General features: G+C 55.6%; 19 protein-coding genes. 13 read left to right on the top strand and 6 right to left on the bottom strand.

All coding sequences use genetic code 11. The features are described 5' to 3' along the window. Positions 1–18: 18 nt before the first annotated feature. Positions 19–723, bottom strand: a complete 705-nt coding sequence (locus CLV83_RS20415) for a ComF family protein (protein WP_132297122.1) — start codon at positions 721–723, stop codon at positions 19–21. 76 nt (positions 724–799) lie between these two features. On the opposite strand from CLV83_RS20415, the gene bioB reads away from it, so the two are divergent. From bioB to CLV83_RS20380, 7 genes are all read left to right on the top strand, one after another. Further along, complete coding sequence (gene bioB, locus CLV83_RS20410; protein ID WP_132297119.1) at positions 800–1,849, top strand: biotin synthase BioB; 1,050 nt, start codon at positions 800–802, stop codon at positions 1,847–1,849. Positions 1,850–1,854: 5 nt separating this feature from the next. Next, complete coding sequence (bioF, locus tag CLV83_RS20405; protein WP_132297116.1) at positions 1,855–3,021, top strand: 8-amino-7-oxononanoate synthase; 1,167 nt, start codon at positions 1,855–1,857, stop codon at positions 3,019–3,021. Beyond that, positions 3,018–3,791 carry a pimeloyl-ACP methyl ester esterase BioH gene (gene bioH / locus CLV83_RS20400; RefSeq protein ID WP_132297113.1) on the top strand — a complete coding sequence of 258 codons (774 nt, stop codon included), beginning with the start codon at positions 3,018–3,020 and terminating at the stop codon, positions 3,789–3,791. The genes bioF and bioH overlap by 4 nt, the downstream gene beginning before the upstream one ends. Then, positions 3,788–4,591: a malonyl-ACP O-methyltransferase BioC gene (gene bioC / locus CLV83_RS20395; protein WP_132297110.1), complete on the top strand. Its 804-nt coding sequence runs from the start codon at positions 3,788–3,790 to the stop codon at positions 4,589–4,591. The genes bioH and bioC overlap by 4 nt, the downstream gene beginning before the upstream one ends. Next, positions 4,588–5,280, top strand: a complete 693-nt coding sequence (gene bioD / locus CLV83_RS20390) for a dethiobiotin synthase (RefSeq protein WP_132297106.1) — start codon at positions 4,588–4,590, stop codon at positions 5,278–5,280. The genes bioC and bioD overlap by 4 nt, the downstream gene beginning before the upstream one ends. Before the next feature lie 154 nt (positions 5,281–5,434). Next, complete coding sequence (locus CLV83_RS20385) at positions 5,435–5,704, top strand: hypothetical protein (RefSeq protein WP_207894976.1); 270 nt, start codon at positions 5,435–5,437, stop codon at positions 5,702–5,704. A gap of 51 nt (positions 5,705–5,755) precedes the next feature. Continuing rightward, positions 5,756–6,685: a putative metalloprotease CJM1_0395 family protein gene (locus tag CLV83_RS20380; RefSeq protein ID WP_132297103.1), complete on the top strand. Its 930-nt coding sequence runs from the start codon at positions 5,756–5,758 to the stop codon at positions 6,683–6,685. Here CLV83_RS20380 and CLV83_RS20375 read toward each other — a convergent pair. The 4 genes from CLV83_RS20375 to xseA all read right to left on the bottom strand — a co-directional run bounded on the left by CLV83_RS20375 (position 6,676) and on the right by xseA (position 10,408). Then, entirely contained in the window at positions 6,676–7,443 is a 768-nt protein-coding gene (locus CLV83_RS20375; protein ID WP_132297100.1) for an alpha/beta fold hydrolase, read from the bottom strand. The genes CLV83_RS20380 and CLV83_RS20375 overlap by 10 nt on opposite strands. 39 nt (positions 7,444–7,482) lie before the next feature. Then, complete coding sequence (gene bamJ, locus CLV83_RS20370) at positions 7,483–8,109, bottom strand: BamJ family beta-barrel-assembly machinery protein (RefSeq protein WP_132297097.1); 627 nt, start codon at positions 8,107–8,109, stop codon at positions 7,483–7,485. An 86-nt stretch (positions 8,110–8,195) separates the two neighbouring features. Further along, entirely contained in the window at positions 8,196–9,035 is an 840-nt protein-coding gene (locus CLV83_RS20365) for a peptidoglycan DD-metalloendopeptidase family protein (protein ID WP_132297094.1), read from the bottom strand. A gap of 20 nt (positions 9,036–9,055) precedes the next feature. Then, positions 9,056–10,408 (bottom strand): exodeoxyribonuclease VII large subunit, encoded by a 1,353-nt coding sequence (xseA, locus tag CLV83_RS20360; RefSeq protein ID WP_207894975.1) that lies wholly within the window; start codon positions 10,406–10,408, stop codon positions 9,056–9,058. A 139-nt stretch (positions 10,409–10,547) separates the two neighbouring features. Here xseA and guaB point away from each other — a divergent pair, with 139 nt between their 5' ends. The 4 genes from guaB to msbA all read left to right on the top strand — a co-directional run bounded on the left by guaB (position 10,548) and on the right by msbA (position 17,433). After that, positions 10,548–12,017: an IMP dehydrogenase gene (gene guaB, locus CLV83_RS20355; protein WP_132297088.1), complete on the top strand. Its 1,470-nt coding sequence runs from the start codon at positions 10,548–10,550 to the stop codon at positions 12,015–12,017. 97 nt (positions 12,018–12,114) lie between these two features. After that, positions 12,115–13,695 carry a glutamine-hydrolyzing GMP synthase gene (guaA, locus tag CLV83_RS20350; RefSeq protein ID WP_132297085.1) on the top strand — a complete coding sequence of 527 codons (1,581 nt, stop codon included), beginning with the start codon at positions 12,115–12,117 and terminating at the stop codon, positions 13,693–13,695. Positions 13,696–14,285: 590 nt separating this feature from the next. Further along, positions 14,286–15,449: a glycosyltransferase family 4 protein gene (locus CLV83_RS20345; RefSeq protein ID WP_132297082.1), complete on the top strand. Its 1,164-nt coding sequence runs from the start codon at positions 14,286–14,288 to the stop codon at positions 15,447–15,449. A 223-nt stretch (positions 15,450–15,672) separates the two neighbouring features. Next, the gene (msbA, locus tag CLV83_RS20340; protein ID WP_132297079.1) at positions 15,673–17,433 is read left to right on the top strand and encodes a lipid A export permease/ATP-binding protein MsbA; all 1,761 of its coding nucleotides are present in this window, start codon (positions 15,673–15,675) and stop codon (positions 17,431–17,433) included. Positions 17,434–17,452: 19 nt separating this feature from the next. On the opposite strand, the gene CLV83_RS20335 is transcribed toward msbA, so the two are convergent. Next, on the bottom strand, positions 17,453–18,388 hold the full coding sequence (locus CLV83_RS20335) for a glycosyltransferase family 2 protein (RefSeq protein WP_132297076.1): 936 nt from the start codon (positions 18,386–18,388) through the stop codon (positions 17,453–17,455). 603 nt (positions 18,389–18,991) lie between these two features. Here CLV83_RS20335 and CLV83_RS22945 point away from each other — a divergent pair. Next, positions 18,992–19,144, top strand: coding sequence for a transposase (locus CLV83_RS22945; RefSeq protein WP_424399133.1), 153 nt, complete (start codon positions 18,992–18,994; stop codon positions 19,142–19,144). Positions 19,145–19,412: 268 nt separating this feature from the next. Next, on the top strand, positions 19,413–20,048 hold the full coding sequence (locus CLV83_RS20325) for a YrbL family protein (RefSeq protein ID WP_132297073.1): 636 nt from the start codon (positions 19,413–19,415) through the stop codon (positions 20,046–20,048). Positions 20,049–20,058: the final 10 nt, after the last annotated feature.

Raw genomic sequence — 20,058 nt, 5'->3', positions numbered from 1 at the left:
ACTCTTTTTTACCGTTTATCAATTGGATGCAGTTCTTGCCAGCACCCAGATCTCCACTTCTTTGGCTCCCGCTTTTTTGACACATTTGGCCAGTTCGTTGGCGGTGGCGCCGGTGGTCAGAATATCGTCGACGATGGCGACCCGCTCCGGTATTGACCCGATAACGCGAAAACTGCCTCTCAGGTTGGTGGCTCTTGAACGTCGATCCAGGTCCGCTTGATGTATGGTTCTGCGCACCTTTTTTATCCTGTTGTGTGCGACTGGGATCCCGAGTCTTTTTCCAAGCTCGGCCGCCAACAGAGCCGATTGATTGAAGCCCCGCGACATCTCCTGCCAGGGATGCATGGGAACGGGTAACAGCAGTTGGGGCGGGTGTTCGCTGCGCTCTTCTATCAGGTGGGAAAGCGTCGCTGCCAGGCCGCCGATCAACGCGGGCCGGCGATGATATTTGATTCCGGGAATCATCTGGCTGAGCGGAAAGGCGTAGCCGAAGGCGGCGATAACGCGATCATAGTGGGGTGGTGTTTTCTGGCAACGACCGCAGGGTTGGTCCTGAGGTATATGAGACGGGCGCGGCTCTGCGCAGCGCGGGCAGAAACTGATCAGCCAGGGCAGGTCTCCGTGACAGCCTTCGCAAAGACCACCGGTTACAGCGGGGTAGGCGCGGCAAAGAAAACAGGCCTGGTTAAAAAATAAACTAAAGTCTACCTTTGGTTTTTTCATAAGTTGACAGTTCCTTCTGTCTGTTTATGATTTGCGTCCTGTCTTAATCAATTATGCTGAAGCGGAGCCCTGCCCAATGCAAACCCAAGCCGACGTGCGTCACGACTGGACAGAAGCGGAGATCCAGGCGCTGTTTGACCTGCCCTTCAACGACCTTCTGTTTCGTGCCCAGACGGTGCACCGCCAGCACTTTGACCCGAACGAGGTGCAGGTCAGTACACTGCTGTCGATCAAGACCGGCGCCTGCCCGGAAGACTGCAAGTATTGCCCCCAGAGCGCACACTACGACACCGGCCTGGAAAAGCAGCGTCTGATGGAGGTCGAAGCGGTGCTGGCCAAGGCGAAACAGGCGAAGGCCGCGGGCTCAACCCGTTTCTGCATGGGCGCCGCCTGGAAACACCCCACCGACAGAGATATGCCCTATGTACTGGAGATGGTCAAAGGGGTGAAAGAGCTGGGGCTGGAAACCTGCATGACCCTGGGGATGCTGAAAGAGCATCAGGCGGATCAGCTGGCCGAAGCCGGGCTTGATTACTACAACCATAACCTGGATACCTCGCCGGAGTTCTACGACAAGATCATCACCACCCGCACCTACCAGGATCGCCTCGATACCCTGGGTCATGTGCGTGATGCGGGTATGAAGATCTGCAGCGGCGGCATCCTTGGTATGGGCGAAACCGCCAACGACCGCATCGGCCTGCTCAAGCAGCTGGCCAACCTGCCGCAGCAGCCGGAGTCGGTGCCGATCAACATGCTGGTGAAGGTGGAAGGCACGCCGCTGGAAAATGTGGAAGACCTGGATCCGCTGGAGTTTGTTCGCAATATAGCCGTGGCGCGTATCCTGATGCCGAAATCCCACGTGCGCCTGTCCGCTGGCCGTGAGCAGATGTCCGACGAGATGCAGGCGATGACCTTCTTCGCCGGCGCCAACTCCATCTTTTACGGCGAGTGCCTGCTGACCACGCCGAACCCGGAAACCAACCGCGACCTGCAGCTGTTCAAGCGCCTGGGTATCAACGTGGAACAGCGTATCGAACAGACAGACGCCGAACAGGAAGAGGCGATCACTCGCAACCTGCAGGCGCGTAAGGACGACGCTCTGTTCTACGACGCGGTTAACTGATCTCCATGTCCTTCGATCAACTGGAGGCGGCGCTGCAAGAGCGCCGCGCCGCCCACCTTTATCGTCGCCGCCGTCTGCTGGAATCGCCCCAAGGGCCTGAAGTTAGCGTTGATGGCCAAAACTGTCTCGCGTTCTGCTCCAACGACTACCTGGGCTTGGCCAACCATCCGGCACTGAAACAGGCGATGATCGAGGGCGTGGAGCGCTTCGGCGTCGGCGGCGGCGCATCCCACCTGGTGATGGGGCACTCCAGTGCGCACCACGAGTTGGAGGAGGCGCTGGCCGAGTGGACCGGCAGGCCTAGAGCACTGCTGTTCTCCAACGGTTACATGGCCAACCTTGGTGTGATCAACGCGTTGCTGGATAAGCAGGATGGGGTGTTTGAGGATCGTCTCAACCACGCTTCGCTGCTCGATGGCGGCCTTCTCTCCGGCGCCCGTTTTCAGCGTTACCTGCATAACGATGCCGCCAGCCTGAAACAGCGCCTAGAAAAGAGCGACGCGCGCCGCAAGCTGGTGGTCACCGATGGCGTCTTCAGTATGGATGGCGATATCGCCGACCTGCCGGAGCTGGCGCGCACCAGCCGTGAGGCGGGGGGCTGGCTGATGGTGGACGACGCTCACGGTATGGGCGTTTTAGGCCAGACCGGCGCCGGTTGTGTCGAGCAGTTTGGCCTGAGTCAGGCCGATGTGCCGGTGCTTATGGGTACGCTCGGCAAAGGCTTTGGTACCGCCGGTGCTTTTGTGGCTGGAAGTGATGCGTTGATCGAAACGCTGATCCAGTTCGCGCGCAGCTATATCTATACCACCAGTATGCCGCCGGCCGTGGCCTGGGCGACGCTGGCAAGTCTCAAGCTGGTGCGGGAGGAGAGCTGGCGCCGGGAAAAACTCCGCTCGCTGATCCAGCGTTTCCGCATTGGTGCCCAGCAACTCGGCTATGAGCTGATGGCTTCTGAAACGCCGATCCAGCCGATCATGATCGGCGATGCGGCCGAGGCGATGCGTCTCAGTGAGGGCCTTGAAACACGGGGGCTGTTCGTTTCCGCTATTCGTCCGCCTACGGTTCCGGCGGGTAGTTCGCGCCTGAGAGTGACGCTGAGCGCGACCCACAGCGAGCAGCAGGTGGACCGCCTGCTGGCGGCGCTTGACGAACTGCGTGGAGGTGTCGCGTGAGCCTGCATCTGGAGCATCACGGCAATAGCGGTCCAGAGCTGGTGCTGCTGCATGGCTGGGGATTATCCAGCGAGATCTGGGCGCCGGTGATCGACAGGTTGAGCCCGCATTACCGGCTTACCCTGATCGATATTCCCGGCCTCGGCAAGTCAGCGGCGATTGAGAATGACTCGATGGCGGCTACCGCCGAAGCGCTCCTTGACGTAGCGCCGCAAAAAGCGCTCTGGATCGGTTGGTCGCTCGGTGGAGCGTTGGCGCTTCAAGTTGCCAGTGTTGCGCCGTCCCGGGTCAGCGGGTTTCTGATGGTGGCGGCGTCGCCCTGCTTTATTCAACGCGACTGCTGGACCAGCGCCATGGACACCGAGGTGTTCGAAGCCTTCGCTGACGGAGTTGCACTGAACCCCGCTAAAACCCTGAGCCGTTTTGCCATGCTGCAGACCCAGGGCAGCCAGAGCGCCCGGGATGAGCTTAAACGGCTGAAACGGGTTATAGCCGGAGCAGAACCAGAGGCGCTGGGGTCGACGCTCGATCTGTTGCGCGAGGACCTGCGCCCCCAGCTGTGCGCGCTTTCCGTGCCGGCCACTCTGTTGCTGGGGCTGCATGATCAGTTGGTGCCGGCATCTCTTGCTGGTGCCGTCGCTCAGCTTAATCAGTCTATAGAAGTGCAGCTTTTCGAACACTCGGCGCATCTGCCTTTTCTGGCAGAGCCTGAACGGTTCGACTCAGCGTTAAACGCTCTCGCAGAGCGCTCGGCTGAGGCGGCGTTATGACGGCGATGTTGCGAGATAAGCTGAGAGATAAGCGGCTGGTGGCAAACTCATTCAGCCGCGCGGCGCCAACCTATGACAGCGTCGCCGGGCTGCAGCGCGACACCGCAGACTATTTATTGTCCTGGCTTCCTGATATCGAGCCTAAGGTAGTGGTGGACCTGGGCAGCGGCACCGGTTACGCCTCGCCGCAGCTCAGAGCACGTTATCCAAAGGCGCTGCTGCTGAGCCTGGATCTGGCGGAGGGAATGCTGGCGTATGCTCGTGACCGGCACTCGCTGGCGCAGCACAAACATGTCTGTGGTGATGCCGAGCAGTTGCCGCTGGCGGATAACAGTGTCGATCTGGTGTTTTCCAGCCTGGCGGTGCAGTGGTGTGAGCGGCCCGAAATGCTGTTTGCTGAACTCGCGCGCGTGTTAAAGCCAGGTGGTCAGGTTCTGGTCGCTACGCTTGGCCCGGCGACGCTGGTCGAACTAAAGCTGGCCTGGGCGGCGGTGGATGATGATTGCCATGTGAATGAGTTCCTGCCTCTGGCAGAGGTTAACGAAGCTGCTGTTGTACTTGAATCTGTAAAGCAGGAGGCGCAGCTTCGCGTGCTGGAATATGGCAAACTCGGCCAGCTGACGCATGAGCTCAAGGCGCTGGGTGCACATAATGTTAACGCCCGCAGCCGCCAGGGCCTGTCGACCCGAGAGCGCCTGAGGAAACTGACCCAGGCTTACGAGCGGACGAGACTGGCATCCGGAGCCTTGCCGGCAAGCTATGAACTTTATTTCTGCCATTGGAGAAAGCCGCAGTCGTGAAAAAGACCTTCTTTATTACCGGAACCGATACCGACGCTGGCAAAACCCTGGTCAGCGCGGGGCTGCTGCATCACGCCAATGAACTGGGCCTGAGAACCATCGGTCTGAAGCCGGTGGCTGCGGGTTGCGAGGATCATGGGGAAGGGCTGCGTAATAGTGATGCGTTGATTCTGCAGGCCACCGCCAGTGTGCAATTGCCCTACCAGCAGGTTAACCCCATAGCACTGGCCGAGCCCATGGCGCCCCACCTGGCCGCTCAGCGAGAAGAGCGCCGGCTCAGTGCCGACCGTATCGCTGCTTTTTGCCGTGGCGCACTGATGCAGCCCGCCGACTTTGCGCTGGTCGAGGGGGCCGGAGGCTGGCGGGTTCCCTTGAGCAGTCGCGAGATGCTGTCACGTGTTCCTCAGTTGATGGAGCTACCGGTGATTCTCGTGGTGGGGATGAAGCTGGGCTGTATCAGCCACGCTCTGCTGACGGCAGAGGCGATCTCCCGCGACGGGCTGCAGTTGGCGGGTTGGGTGGCCAACGTTGTGGATCCTGAGATGGCCGTACTGCAAGAGAATATCGATACGCTAAAGGGCGCCATCCATGCCCCCCTGCTGGGAGTGGTGCCTCATCTTGATGACCCCTCGCCGGCACAGGTTGCCGCACACCTGGATCTGAGCTCTTTGGCTGTGTTTAAAAAATGAACACTTGTAGTTGTTGAGCTATACTAGTCGCTCTATGAATGAGTCGGCTTGTGTCTGATTTAACCTTTTTGGTGACTGTTACGGGCGACTCATAGCGCGTAAGTTATCGTCTGACGATAATTTAAACTCACAAGTGATTTGCTTGGGTGCAGTTATGATTAACGTTTTAACAGCGCAAAACGCATCGCTCTATGCCTCTAACCGCAGTCTTGATGGTGCTCAACGAGCTTCCAGCGATTTGCAGGGGAGTGGTCAGCCTGAATCACCGGAGCAAGCCTCCGGTGTAGTAGCCAATCCTGATTTGCAGGAGGCTACCGTGGATGCGAGTACGCAGGCAGCCAGTACTAAAATTGTTGAACAACCTTCCGAGGCTTCTGAAGCCCTGGGGCTGACGCTCGGGCAGAACGTGGATACCTTCGCCTGAAGCGGCTATTAATTTTGACTAAACAGTAGGTAGTGAATCTGGATCATCATTATGATTTCAACGATCACTAGTTATACGCAAAATACCTATCGACCTGGCCCATCGGAGACTCAGGATCAAGCTGCTGCGTCGTCTGTGCCAGGCGGAGCGCAATCCAATGACGGAAGCGCCTCGGCAACTGCGGACCAAAGGGAGTCGGGTCTGCGTTCTGAGCAGCGGGTGGGTGGTTCAGCACCTGCGGCGCAGGCAGAGCTGGATCTGCAGGACCAGAAAATCATACAGGAACTGAGTGCTCGTGACCGTGAGGTGCGCACCCACGAGCAGGCGCATCAGAACGCAGGGGGTGCGCTGACCGGTGCTGCGTCCTACACCTACGAAAAAGGTCCTGATGGGCGTTTGTATGCGGTGGGTGGCGAAGTCAGCGTGCAGATGCCAAGCCGAAGCGGTGATCCCCAGCGTGATATTCAGTTGGCGAGGCAGGTCGTCAGCGCGGCTCTGGCCCCGGCGGAGCCGTCTGCTCAGGATAGGAGTGTGGCGCAGGCCGCTCGACAGATAGTTAACGAAGCTCAGGCCGAGCTTTCATCCATGGATACGGAGGAGCGTGAGAATCCTCTGGTTGGTCGCACCCCCGCAGATCAGGCTGATGTAGAGGGGCAAAACCCAGACTCGAGTCTTACAGGTCCTGCAACGGTCTCCGTGATTGAATCTGTCCCCGATACTTCTGCTACAACTGCGTTGTCACCTGAGAATGCGGTTTCTGCTACGACGGAAGAACGCACTGAGGCGCTGGTATCCAGAGTAGGCGAGTATTTCGATAGCCTGCAGCAGCAGGGTGAGGCACGTAGCGAGCGGTTGGCCGAATACCAGGAATCGAGAGACGAATTAAGCCAGCGTCTGCGTGAATTCAACCAGAAACTGGTGGATATGGGTGTGCTGGACTCCGACTATTTTGTCGGTTCGGTGATCAACGATCAGGCCTGATCGCTAAGAAACCTTTCTACAATACGATTGAAGGCTGCCGGCTTTTCGGCATGCAGCCAGTGTCCCGTTCCCTCGATAATCTTGTAGCTGACGTTGGGAAAGCGTGACTTGATCGCATCCGCGTATTCGGGCTTCAGATAGTTAGAATCGCCACCCTTTATGAACAGGGTAGGTCCGCTGTACTGACCTTCCGCCGGGGCTGCGGATATTTCGTGATATTCCTGGTGCAGCGCATCCAGGTTCATTTTCCAGCCGAACTTGCCTTCCGAATCACGCTGCAGGTTTTTCAGCAGAAAGGCCCGAACGCCGGGAATTTCCACATGTTCGGCCAGTTGCTTGTCAGCCGCAGAACGTGACTTAAGGCCGTCGAGTTCCACGTTGAACAGTCCCCTGAATACGTCATCATGGTGGCGGCCATAGGTGACCGGCGCGATATCGGCGACGATCAGCTTCTCGACCCGCTCGGGGTGTTCTATCGCCAGTTGCATCGCCACCTTGCCACCCATGGAGTGGCCGAGCAAAAGCACGCTGTCGAGCTTCAGGCTATCGATCAGTTCGATAACGTCTTCGGCCATCAGCGCATAGCTGAGCTGATCGCTGTGGGGCGAGGCGCCGTGGTTGCGCAGATCAGCAGCGATCACATCGTACTGTTCCGCCAGCATCTTGATCTGCGCGCCCCAGTTCTCCCAGGTGCCGAAGAGCCCGTGCAGAATGATCAGCGCAGGCCCCTGGCCGGTACGGTGGTAATTCAGTTGCATCGGATCTCTCCCAGGCAGTGTTCCAGGTAGAAAAAAGGGTTAGAGGACGTCGATCAGCTCGACATCAAATACCAGGGTGGAGTAGGGCGGGATACCACCTGGTGAACCCTGAACGCCGTACGCCAGCTGATAAGGGATATACAGCTTCCATTTGGAGCCGGCGGTCATCAGCTGCAGAGCTTCGGTCCAGCCGGCGATAACGGCGCCAACCGGGAACTCCGCAGGTGTTCCGCGCTGGTAGGAGCTGTCGAAGACGTTGCCGTCGATAAAGGTGCCATGGTAGTGAACACGAACCTTGTCGCTGGCGGCCGGCTTGGCGGCATCGTCGCTACCGGCTTCAACGATTTCGTACTGCAGGCCGGATTCCAGCGTGACTACGCCGTCACGTTTGGCGTTTTCGGCGAGAAATTCTTCGCCTACTTTGATAGCTGCTTTGGCTTCCTGCTCCTGCTTCTCACGCAGGCGCTGGTTCAGCTCGTTGAAAGCGGCCGTCAGGTCTTCGGCGCTGACGCGCAGGCCTTCACCGTTGAATGCGTCACGCAGACCGGCAGCAGCGGCTTCGATATCCACACCATCAAAACCGTTCTGAGCCAGCTGGTCGCCCATCTGGCGGCCGATGCCGTAGCTGGCGCGTTGCTCGGTAGTTTCCAGAGTCAGTTCACTCATTATTTTCTCGATCAATTGCTTGGTTTTAAGCGCGAAAGGCTACCACAGGTGCCCGGTTTTTTCCCGTTGGCTGTTCGCTGCATCAGCTATTCTTTGCCAATAAATAGCAGCGGGTCGACCCGGGTGTTGTTGAGGCTGACGCTCCAGTGCAAGTGGGGGCCGGTGACGCGGCCGGTGGCACCGACCTTACCGATCAGGTCTCCCGCTTCGAGCTGATCACCCAGTGAGACGTCGATGGCGCTCATATGGCAATACAGGGTGGTCAGGCCATAACCGTGGTCGAGGATGACAGTGTTGCCATTAAAGAAATAGTTACCCACGGCCACTACTTCTCCAGCAGCAGGCGCACTAATCGGTGACCCCGTGGGTGCGGCGATATCCAGCCCACTGTGCGGATTACGTGGTTGCTCATTGAAGAAACGGCGCAGGCCAAAGGGGCTGCTGAAGCGACCGGTTGCTGGCAGTTCCATTTTATCCACAATCTGATCCGGCTCGGACCAGCGGGTAAAAGCCGCTTTCATCTCGGCGGATTCCCGTTTCCAACGAGCCAGGTCATCCGGATTTGGGTCGACGTGGCGCTTGTTGGGCACCGTCAGATACTGGGCTTCATACTCTTTCGGCGAGATGTCGAAGCCGAAGGTTTTGTCATCCAGACTCAGTGTCTGGGGCTGATCTGCCTCTGCGGACAGAGGGATGCCGACAACGGCTACCCAGTCTGCTTTGCGTCCGGCATCTTTGTTGGGCACCACCATGACGCGCTGCTCACCGTAACTGACCTGCGGCGCTGTTGTGCTGTTGATGCCTACCAGCGGCACCAGGGCTACGCCGCCGGGTATACGGGATTCTTCTGGCAGGGCTTGGGCTGCTGATGGGAAAATTGCTATACCCAGCAGGGCAGTGATAAGGCCGGTGCGCCAGTTGTTCATATGTTGCCCTCGTTAGAGTTCTATTCTTCGGTGCTATCGACCGTGCATTGCAGACGGCCCTGATGAAGTCGTGCTTCCAGCTTATCGCCCGGGTTTACCTGAGTGCTATCGGATACCGCCTGCCCCTTGTTGTCCAACAGGATTGAATAACCGCGCTCAAGTGTAGCCAATGGGCTGACCGACTGAAGTTTGCCGCTTTGCTGTGCCAGGCGCAGTCGGTTACGTTCGATATGGCCCTGCATCAGCCGTGGCATCAGTTGTTCGATCTGTGTCAGGCGCTCACGATGCTGGTTGATTCGGTTTATCGGCGTTACCCGTTGCAGGCGCCGTTGCAGCTGCTCCACCCTTGATCGCTGCAGCTGGATATGACGTGCGGTGGCGCGGGTCAGGCGCAACTCCAGACGATCCAGCGCCTGCATATGTTCACGCACCTTGTCACCGGGGTGACGCAGACGCTGGCGTGCAGAGTTCAACTGCTGGCGCTTTTTCTCCAGTTGCCAGCTCATGCGACTCTGCAGGCGTCGTTTCAGCTGCTGCAGCCGCAGGTTCAGGGCGTTGCGGTCCGGGCTGAGCATCTCGGCGGCGGCCGAAGGGGTTGCAGCACGCTGATCGGCGACCAGATCGCTGATCGATATGTCGACCTCATGACCGACGGCGGAGACCACCGGAATCGCGGAATCCAGGATCGTGCGTGCTACTGCTTCTTCGTTGAACGGCCAGAGATCCTCCAGCGAACCGCCGCCGCGGCCAACGATCAATACGTCGGCGCTGGCGTGTCGGTTGGCGAGCTCTATGGCTCGGACGATCTGTGCCGTAGCCTCCTGCCCCTGCACAGCGGTGGGATAAAGCGTAACCGGTAAGCCAGGGAAGCGGCGTTTGAGTACGGTCAGGATATCGTGGATGGCAGCCCCCGTCGGTGACGTCACGACACCCAGGTGTTTGGGGTGTGCTGGCAGCGGACGCTTGCGGCTCTGCTCAAACAGACCCTCCTTATCCAGTTTTGCCTTCAGTGCCTCGAACGCCTGTTGCAGCTGGCCAAGCCCGCTTTTCTCCATCCGTTCGCAGATCAGCTGATAGTCGCCGCGGCCTTCATAAAGGCTGACCCGAGCGGTGACGACAACCTCGTCGCCCTCGCGGGGAATAAAGCCGGTGGCCATATTGCGTCCGCGGAACATGGCGCAGCGCACCTGTGCCTTGCTGTCCTTCAATGTGAAGTACCAGTGACCGGAGGAGGGACGGGCGAAGTTGCTGATTTCGCCGATGACCTGGATCGATAGGAAAGAGTTTTCCAGCAGCGATTTAACCTGCCGGTTGAGCGCGCTGACCGACAGGGCGCGGTTAGCCGCCGTCAGGGTATGAGGAGATCTATTCATGGCGCACATTCTAACCCTGTTTTTTGCAGAAATGGCAGCCGACTTTCTATTGTAAATATCGCCAGTTAAATTGAGATCAGCGGGTGATTTCTGTAGAATTACTCGTTTCACTTTTCATTGATATACAGGCTGGCTAACAATGTTGCGAATCGTCGAGGAAGCTCTCACTTTTGATGATGTTTTGCTGGTGCCTGGTTACTCCGAAGTCCTGCCCAAAAGCGTTTCGTTGAAGACCCGACTGACCAAGGGAATCGAACTGAATATTCCTCTGGTTTCTTCGGCGATGGATACGGTAACCGAAGCGCGTCTTGCGATTGCGATGGCACAGGAAGGCGGTATCGGGATTATCCACAAGAACCTGACAGTTGAAGAACAGGCTGCGCAGGTTCGCAAGGTCAAGAAGTATGAATCCGGTATCGTTACCGATCCGGTGACCTGCACTCCTGACACAACGGTCCGCGAGGTGCTCGATCTCGCTGATCAGTACGGTTTCTCCGGCTTCCCGGTTGTCCAGGGCGACGAACTGGTAGGTATCGTAACCAGCCGTGACGTTCGCTTTGAAAGCAATCTGAGCGCCAAGGTCGGTGAGATCATGACGCAGAAAGAGAAGCTGGTTACCGCCCGTGAAGGCGAAGACACCGAAGTGATCAGCGATCTGCTGCGTCAGCACCGTATCGAAAAAATCCTCCTGGTTGACGATAACTTCGCTCTGCGCGGTATGGTCACCGTTAAGGATATGAACAAGGCGCAGGCGTTCCCGAACGCGGCCAAGGATGACAAAGGTCGTCTGATTGTTGGCGCTGCCGTGGGAACCGGTCCGGAGACTGAAGATCGCGTTACTGCGCTGGCTGCTGCCGGTGTTGACCTGATCGTCGTTGATACTGCACATGGTCACTCCAAAGGCGTTATCGATCGTGTGGCCTGGGTTAAGCAGAACTTCCCGCAGGTTCAGGTGGTTGGTGGCAACATCGCTACCGCTGAAGCTGCGCTGGCACTGGCTGAAGCCGGAGCGGATGGCGTCAAGGTCGGTATCGGTCCTGGTTCCATCTGTACGACCCGTATCGTTGCCGGTATCGGTGTGCCGCAGATCTCCGCTGTCGCCAATGTGGCTGAAGCGCTCAAAGATAAAGGCATCCCGCTGATCGCCGATGGCGGTATCCGCTTCTCCGGTGATATCGGTAAAGCGATTGCTGCAGGTGCCTCCGCCGTCATGGTCGGCTCTATGCTGGCCGGTACCGACGAAGCGCCGGGCGAAGTTGAGCTGTTCCAGGGGCGTGCCTTCAAGTCCTACCGTGGTATGGGCTCTCTGGGAGCCATGTCTGGCAGCACCGGTTCTTCCGACCGCTACTTCCAGGATGCCAAAGCCGGTGTCGACAAGCTGGTACCGGAAGGGATCGAGGGTCGAGTCCCCTGTAAAGGTCCGATGGGCGGTGTAGTACACCAGTTGATGGGTGGTCTGCGCGCCTCCATGGGTTATACCGGTTGTGCCACAGTTGATGAGATGCGTGTTAAGCCCAAGTTTGTGCGCATCACCAGCGCGGGCATCGGCGAAAGCCATGTCCACGATGTGAGCATTACCAAAGAAGCGCCGAACTATCGTATCGGCTAACGCTAACTAAATAGTAGCGACCAGAGTGGGGCGAACGCCGCCCCACTTTTCGTTTCTGGCGCTGTAATACCTCCGGGTTTCGGTGGAGTTACCTGAGATGTCCAAAGATATTCACGCACAACGTATCCTGATTCTTGATTTCGGTTCGCAGTACACCCAGTTGATCGCACGCCGTGTGCGTGAAATCGGTGTGTTCTCCGAAATCCATCCGTTCGATATGAGCGAAGAAGAGATTCGGGAATTCGCCCCCAAGGGGATTATCCTGGCGGGTGGTCCTGAATCCGTAACCGAGCTGGACTCACCGCGAGCCCCAACTTGTGTTTTCGACATGGGCATCCCGGTGCTGGGTATCTGCTACGGTATGCAGACCATGGCATCTCAGCTCGGTGGTAGCGTTTCCAGCTCCGACAAACGCGAGTTCGGTTACGCCCGCGTTCGCCTGGCGGACAGCCCGAGTCGCCTGCTTGAGGGTATCGAGGATCATATCGCCAACAACGGCTCACTGTCCCTCGATGTCTGGATGAGCCACGGGGACAAGGTTGTTGATCTGCCGGAAGGCTTTCACACTATTGCGGGTACTGAGTCTGCGCCGGTCGCGGCTATGTGCGATCCCAAGCGTAATCTTTACGGCGTTCAGTTCCACCCAGAAGTCACTCACACCAAACAGGGTCTGCGTATCCTGGAGCGTTTCGTACGCGAGATCTGTGATACCGAAGCGCTGTGGACACCGGCTCGTATCATCGACGACCTGACCGAGAAGGTTCGTGCTCAGGTGGGTGATGAGAAAGTACTGCTGGGTCTCTCTGGCGGTGTCGACTCCTCAGTGGTTGCGGCGCTGCTGCATAAGGCGATCGGCGATCGTCTGACCTGTGTATTCGTGGATAACGGCCTGCTGCGCAAGCACGAAGGCGACCAGGTGATGGAGATGTTTGCGCGTAATATGGGCGTGAACGTTATCCGTTCTGATGCTGAAGACCAGTTCCTTGGTCGTTTGAATGGCGTCAACGATCCGGAAGCCAAGCGCAAAATCATCGGTAACACCTTTATCGAGGTGTTTGATTTCGAGGCGGCGCGCCTGAAAGAGTGTCGTTTCCTGGCGCAGGGCACCATCTATCCGGACGTGATTGAGTCCGCCGCTGCGAAAACCGGCAAGGCGCACGTGATCAAGTCACACCACAACGTGGGTGGCTTGCCGGAAGATATGAAGTTCGAACTGGTCGAGCCGCTGCGCGAGCTGTTCAAGGATGAAGTGCGTAAGATCGGCCTGGAGCTGGGCCTGCCGTACGACATGGTCTACCGCCACCCGTTCCCGGGACCGGGTTTGGGCGTGCGTATCCTTGGCGAAGTTAAAAAGGAATACGCTGAGATCCTGCGCGAAGCAGACGCGATCTTCATCGAAGAGCTGCACAATGCTGATTGGTACCACAAAACCAGCCAGGCGTTTGCTGTGTTCCTACCGGTGAAGTCTGTAGGTGTGGTTGGTGATGGCCGTCGTTACGAATATGTCATCGCGCTGCGTGCCGTCGAAACCATCGACTTCATGACCGCACGTTGGGCGCACCTGCCGTATGAACTGCTGGAGAAAGTCTCCGGCCGTATCATTAACGAAATCGCCCAGGTGTCTCGCGTAACCTACGATGTATCGAGCAAGCCGCCAGCTACCATCGAGTGGGAATGATCCGGTTTTCAATAGGCTTGAGTGTGTCGAAGTAAGCCTAGGTAGTAATCGAGAATATAATGCCGGTCAGCTTCGCTAACCGGCATTTTTATTGTCGCTCTTAAATCACCTCTTTCCCGAGTTGGTGATCGTGTAAAAGAGGTCTGGCCCGAGGAGTGGTCAAGCTACAAATGACTTCGTTTATAGCGAGTAAACGAAAAGACGAAATGGCATGGTTGATATGAGCTCGCGTTACGCGTATCTGGTCAATGTCACTACATGAAGTGCCTATTGCTGCTGGTAGCGATTCCAAGTATCACGGGGACAATATGCCTTTAGTACGGCAGTGGCGGTCGGGTTGGGTAGGTTTTGTGCTGTATTGGGTACTTTTTGCGGGTAGCGTGGAAAGTCTCCGCAGCCGGGAGGCTACTCAACCGGTGCTGCGCCTCGTTTGCTAGCCTTGGGAACGCTATGAAAGTATTGTGGTGTCCCTGTCCCGATCACATGCTGCAACGCAATCAAGCCTGGGTGAGGATGTGCAAGGTATCGGGAGCCGGCACAGGCCAGAGTCGGATCTAAGTGGCGAGCTATAAGGTAACTGGTTGATCGTTATGTCTATTAAGAACTTAATCGTATTCTCTAAAAGGCTTCCGCCTGAATATGTTGGTGGCATTGAGACCAGTGCTTATTACATGATTCGTAACTTGTCACGGCAGAATGAGTTTCGTGTGCGTGTGATTACAGTGCGGTCTAAAATTCTGCTGCTGTTGCGCACCTATAAGCGAGAATTCGACGGTGAGTCTGTTTTGACGTCGCATCTCAAGAAGAGTGAGATGAAAAAATTGCCAGTTATCGAGAAGATGCTGCGTGGTACTGGCTTCGATCCCGCTGAAACTCTGATATACCACAACACTCTCGATCTCTATCCGTTCTACGAGCATTTTCGCGCTCAGGGCTACGCCCAGGTTGCCCGTTCCGGTGGGAACGATATTTTCTTCATGGAGAAAACGGCTCGCGAGCGATTGGTTGCCGGTATCAACCAGTTGGATTATCTGATCGTGAACAGCAACTTCAGTTTGGGGCGTTCGGCAGAGTTAGGAATTGATAAGCAACGAATGACGGTTATTAAGGGAGGGTGCGAGCCAGCACCTGAACAGACGCCTGAGATAGACTTGGCTGATGATCGGCCGGTGCTACTGACTTGCGGCCGTCTAGTGGATTTTAAAGGGTTGGAGGATGCCCTGCACGCGCTAGCGTTGGTAAAACAGGAGGGTCTAAGCTTTCGCTTTGTGATCGTTGGGGAGGGGGAGCTGCGTCCCGAGCTTGAGAGCTTGAGTTCCCGCTTAGGTTTGGAGGATGACGTCTGCTTTTACGGTAAGGTCGCGCCTGCGATGGTGCAAAGTTTCTACAAGCGCAGCGCACTCTATCTTTCCACGTCGAAGGATATACAGAAAGAGTCCAAAGGGGTTAGTTATCTTCATACGGAAACCATGGGCCGCAGTATCTGCGAGGCGCAGGCCAATGCTGTTCCGGTGGTGGCAACCGACGCTGGTGGTGTGCCCGAAATGCTGCAACCTAATAAAACCGGATTACTGGTGCCGCAGGGTAATGTGCAGGCTATTGCCGACGCTGTTTGTCAGCTTCTAGGTGATACTGAGCTGCGTCATCAGATGGGTATTGCTGCGCGGCAGTTTGCGCAAACGGATTTTGGTTGGGGGCGTGTGGTGGGTCAATCTATTGACGTCATTAGACGGATAAAAGGCGATGACGAATAATTGTGTGCCAAACAATTATCAGTAGCCTTCTGAGTTAGCTTTGTTATTGGTTGGCGTATTTCGTTCCGGTCATGGTTCGCTAGCGGCGATGCTTAATGTTGATGGCCGCATCGCGTTCATGTCGGAGAATATTGGAGTTCAGGCTTTAAAAGGGGCTCTTGAAAGTGCTTTTCAATACGCGTGTGGTGAATCGATTCGCTGAACTCGCAGATGCGGTGGAAGAATGAAAGACAATGAATTGGTAGCAACGACTGAATCGAAGGGTGCCATGCAGACCTATTTTCGGCTGTTGAAGTATCTTCGGCCCCTGGCTGTTCCCTTTGCGATTAGCATAGTGGGCTTCATTATGTATGCTGCGAGCCAGGCCATGATGGCAAAGGTCATGGAGATGATCATTGAGGCGTTGAATAGCAAGAACACGGATGCTCGTTTATATCTCCCCGCGATTGCTGTAGGTGTGTTCGTGTTGCGTGGCCTGGGGGTGTTTATCGGTACCTATTACAACGAGTATGTGGGAACCAAAATTGTTCACTCTCTGCGCGAGGATATTTTTGCCCGTCTGCTGGTGCTGCCAGCCGAGTATTATGATCGAACCAGTCAGGGCCAGATTCTACATAGGGTCAGTTCGGGAGTTGGCCAGGTTAAATCGGCAGTGACTAACGCACTGAAGAAGCTGATCCAGGAAGGCCTGACAATCATAGTGTTGCTTGGGTACGCCTTTTACCTCAATTGGCAGCTGTCATTGGTGTTTTTGGTTGCCGCACCGGTGCTGGGTTTGCTGGTGTCCTATGCTGGCAAGCTGTTTCGAAAGTATGCTCGGAAAAATGAAACGGCCCTGAGTCAGGGGCTGCAGATTTTAAAAGAGACTCTCAGTAGCTTTATGGTCGTAAGAACCTTTGGTGCTGAGGCGTATGAGTCGAAGCGTTACAACAAGGCGTTGGCGGACGCCTTTAAAACCCAGATGAAAATCCGGCTGGTGCAGGCCTGCTACTCGCCGATTTCGCAAACCATTATTGCGATGGCGGTTGCGGCCGTGATCACTCTGCTATTGGATCCTGCGATTCTAAGCAAATACTCGACCAGTGAGCTGGTGGGTTATCTGACTGCTATTGCTCTGATTCCTAAGCCAATGCGTCAGTTGAGCGGCGTCGGAGTCATCATTCAGCGTGGGATTATCGGTGCTGAGCTGGTGTTCGAGGTGCTTGATGCAGACAAGGAGCGTGATGAGGGTAGGCATGAAAGTAAAAAGGTTAAAGGCGATATCGAAGTTCGTAACCTTACCTTTAGCTATCACTCTCAGGATCAGGCTGTGCTGAACGGGATTAGCCTCAAGGTTAAAGCGGGCGAAATGGTGGCCTTGGTTGGACGCTCAGGCAGCGGGAAAAGTACTTTAGCTGGTCTTCTGTACCGTCATTATGAAGTGCAGCCAGGGGCTATCTTTATTGACGGCGTAGATATTGATGACTACCGGCTTGCCAATCTGCGCCAGCAGTTCTCGGTGGTTGGTCAAAATGTCACGCTGTTTGATGACACCGTCTTTAACAATATCAGTTACGGGGGGGCGCAATACACCGAAGATCAGGTGCGTGAAGCGCTAGCGAGAGCCGAGGCTCTGGAATTCGTCGAGCAGTTGCCCAAGGGGATTCACAGTAGGGTTGGCGATAATGGGACCAAGCTGTCTGGCGGTCAGCGTCAGCGTTTGGCTATTGCCCGAGCTTTCCTGAAGGACGCACCCATTCTGATTCTTGATGAGGCGACATCGGCATTGGATAACGAGTCTGAAGCGAAAATCACGGCTGCCATCGAAGAGTTGGCCAAGTCGCGTACGACTATAGTGATCGCTCACCGTCTCTCAACGATCCAACGGGCGAATCGCTTGATAGTGATGGAAGATGGCGAAGTGAAGGAAGAGGGTAGTCACCAGGAGCTACTGGAAAACGGTAGCTTTTATAAACGGCTCTATTCGGCTGAATTCCTGGAGTAGCTTGGACTGGATGCAGGGGCTAGTGCCCCTGTATTTTCTTATAGGCATCGACTCGGCAGCCCAGCGATCCAAGGCCGCTTCCCGCGGACTTGCATGCCTTGAACCAGTAGCGGATGCGTTTCTCCCTGCGTTGCATCAGCAGTGTTCGGATCAGGTATTTCAGCAGGTAGACAAGGGACTTGCCTGACTGACGCAGAAAGTGCGTGTATCGATTACTGACCTGGGCGGCTTGTTCTCCCATGGTCATGCCAATACGGAAATTACGATGGGATAGCCATCGTAATGTCACCCGTTCGTCGGGTACATCTTCATAGACTACCGCTTCGGCACAGCTTTTGATGCTGATACCCAGTGCGTGAACAGCGCGGAACAGTTTGCTGTCAGTGCCTCCAGCCAAAGGTTGGGATTCGTCGAACCAGAGCTTATTGCGGGTCAGTATGGAGAGCGGAAGGATCACGTTGTTGGTGCGGCAGAAGTCTAACTCCGAGCCTGTGGCTTCAATCTGTCGCTGAAAAAAATCCAGGTAATACTGAGGGGCGGACTGGGGCAGCACGGAATAGACTGCTCCGTGAACCACTGTCTCGTCCGCCTGGCTGTTCAGGTAATGCCATATATTGACCAGCCAGTCGGGGGCAAAGCGTTCATCGTCATCAACGAACGCTATGTGGCTGGCGTTTCGGTCAATTGCCGCTTGGATGCTGGTATTGCGGGCACAGGGAATGCCGAGTTTGGCTTGGTGGTGATAGTGAACAGGTCTGCTCTCGGTACCCGCGTTGGTTACCAGTGCTTCCATTTCTCGGTGTGTATTGTTTTCAACCACTTCAAGACTGATGCTTAAGCCTTCAGGTAGATTCAGTTGCAGATAGCTGTCTATGAATCTGCCAAGCATTGTGGGACGTTCACGGGTGCACACACAGATGCAGAGGTGGGACATTGGCGGGGTATTTGTGGCCATTATTCTGTGAATTCCTTATTGCTGCGAAAGTTTGAGATTTCGCTGCCCGTGAGATGCACCACTGAGGCTGTGAGCTTCAAGCACAGAGGCTCGTCATCTGATTTGGTGAGAAGTGCTGGAAAATCAATAACTAGAGTCGGATACCGCAATTGCTTGCTGGGTCAGGCGGTGATTAACAAATTATTGCTTTTCTTCTACGTCGCTTCCGGCATCCTGCCGCATTCAGTAGATTCTAATTCTTTGGCTTTTTGTGTGGCAACTGCTTAATCGCGGTGCGTAAAGCGGAGTTGTCTTTGAGGGGGAGAGGGTTTGACTCGCGAGGCTGAGGGGTGTTGGTAGTATGGTAAAGGTCTTTTATGCATTGCTTGTAGTTAGGTATCATAAGCCTTGATTATTGAGCTTATTGATATATACGTTCCTGATGGGGTAGTTGCATAGGCTTGGGCGTGGCTGCGGTCAACATACTTTTGCATTTCGACCAAAAGGGCTGCGGTTGTAAGTGTGACCTGGTGTGCATGCCGAAGAAGAGGCGGAAGTTGGTCTACGGGAAATTACGTCGCTACATGGGAGCGCTTTTCTATGTAGCTTGCCGGGCGGAGGGGCGTGAAGATCGTTAAGGGACATCTGATGCCGGATCACATCCACATGTGTATCAGCATTCGGCCTAAGTGCTCATATCCAATGTGGTTGGTTCGCCTGAGGGGAAACAGCGCAACGCCATCGCTAGACAGTTCAGAGGTTGTCAGAGACACTTAAGTCATTAGCAAGATTTTTTGGACGAGAGGCCGCTTCGTTTCAACGGTAGGCCTGGGTGAGCAGATGTTTCGCGAGTACATCCGGAATTAGAAAAAATGGATGAACATCGTGACCCGTTCAAACTGGGGATGTGGCGCCCTCGGCGCGAGTAAATGGCTCTTAGCGGACGCTCCCTGATAAGCCTCCGGCTTTGCCGGAGGTCATTTAACGATAACTGGCTTTTGACTTTTTCCATGGAGGGGAGCGTGGTGTTCCAGGTTTTTTTGATATGAAACTTACTCTAAGTACGCAAAAACCTCTGGCTTCCGGTGGTGAAAAGAACGTCTATCAGCATTCCGAGATGGATGAACTGTTGATTAAAGTCTGGCGCCCCAGGTACTTTGAAAAGCTCGAGAGAAAGAATTCTTTCTATAATCTATTTCGCCGCTTGCCTAAATACACGGGTTGTCTGAAAGAGCTGTCTGAACATCTGTATGTCCGAGAGTGGGGAGAGGATACCCGCTTCGTACAGAATATTGTGGGCATAGCAGATACGGACTTGGGTGTGGGGCTTGTTGTCGAAAAAGTTGCCAGGGGGAGTGGTGAGCTGGCGCAGAGTCTTAATGAGTTGCTCTATACCGGCAGCTATAACGAAGTCCATGAAAAGGCGGTTGCTGAGCTAGTGAGCTGGCTAAGGTCTACCGGTTTGATCATCCGTGATCTGAACCTAAGGAATCTGGTTTGGGATGAGCTTGGGAATCGGTTTGTGATTATCGATGGTCTGGGTGGAAGAGCCGGTTTCTCGTTTCGTTCGCTCTGTCGCTGGTACAACAAGCGCTCCAATAACAAGCGCGCAAATAAGCTGCTTGTAAGAATTGAAAGAGCGAAGAAGAGACGGGAAGACGCTCTTCGGAAGGCGGAGTGATGTTTCAGGA

Origin of the sequence: Marinobacterium mangrovicola (assembly GCF_004339595.1) — a bacterium.
GTDB lineage: Bacteria > Pseudomonadota > Gammaproteobacteria > Pseudomonadales > Balneatricaceae > Marinobacterium_D > Marinobacterium_D mangrovicola.
The sequence above is the reverse complement of the archived record's forward strand: the minus strand, read 5'-3'. Positions and strand labels throughout refer to the sequence as shown.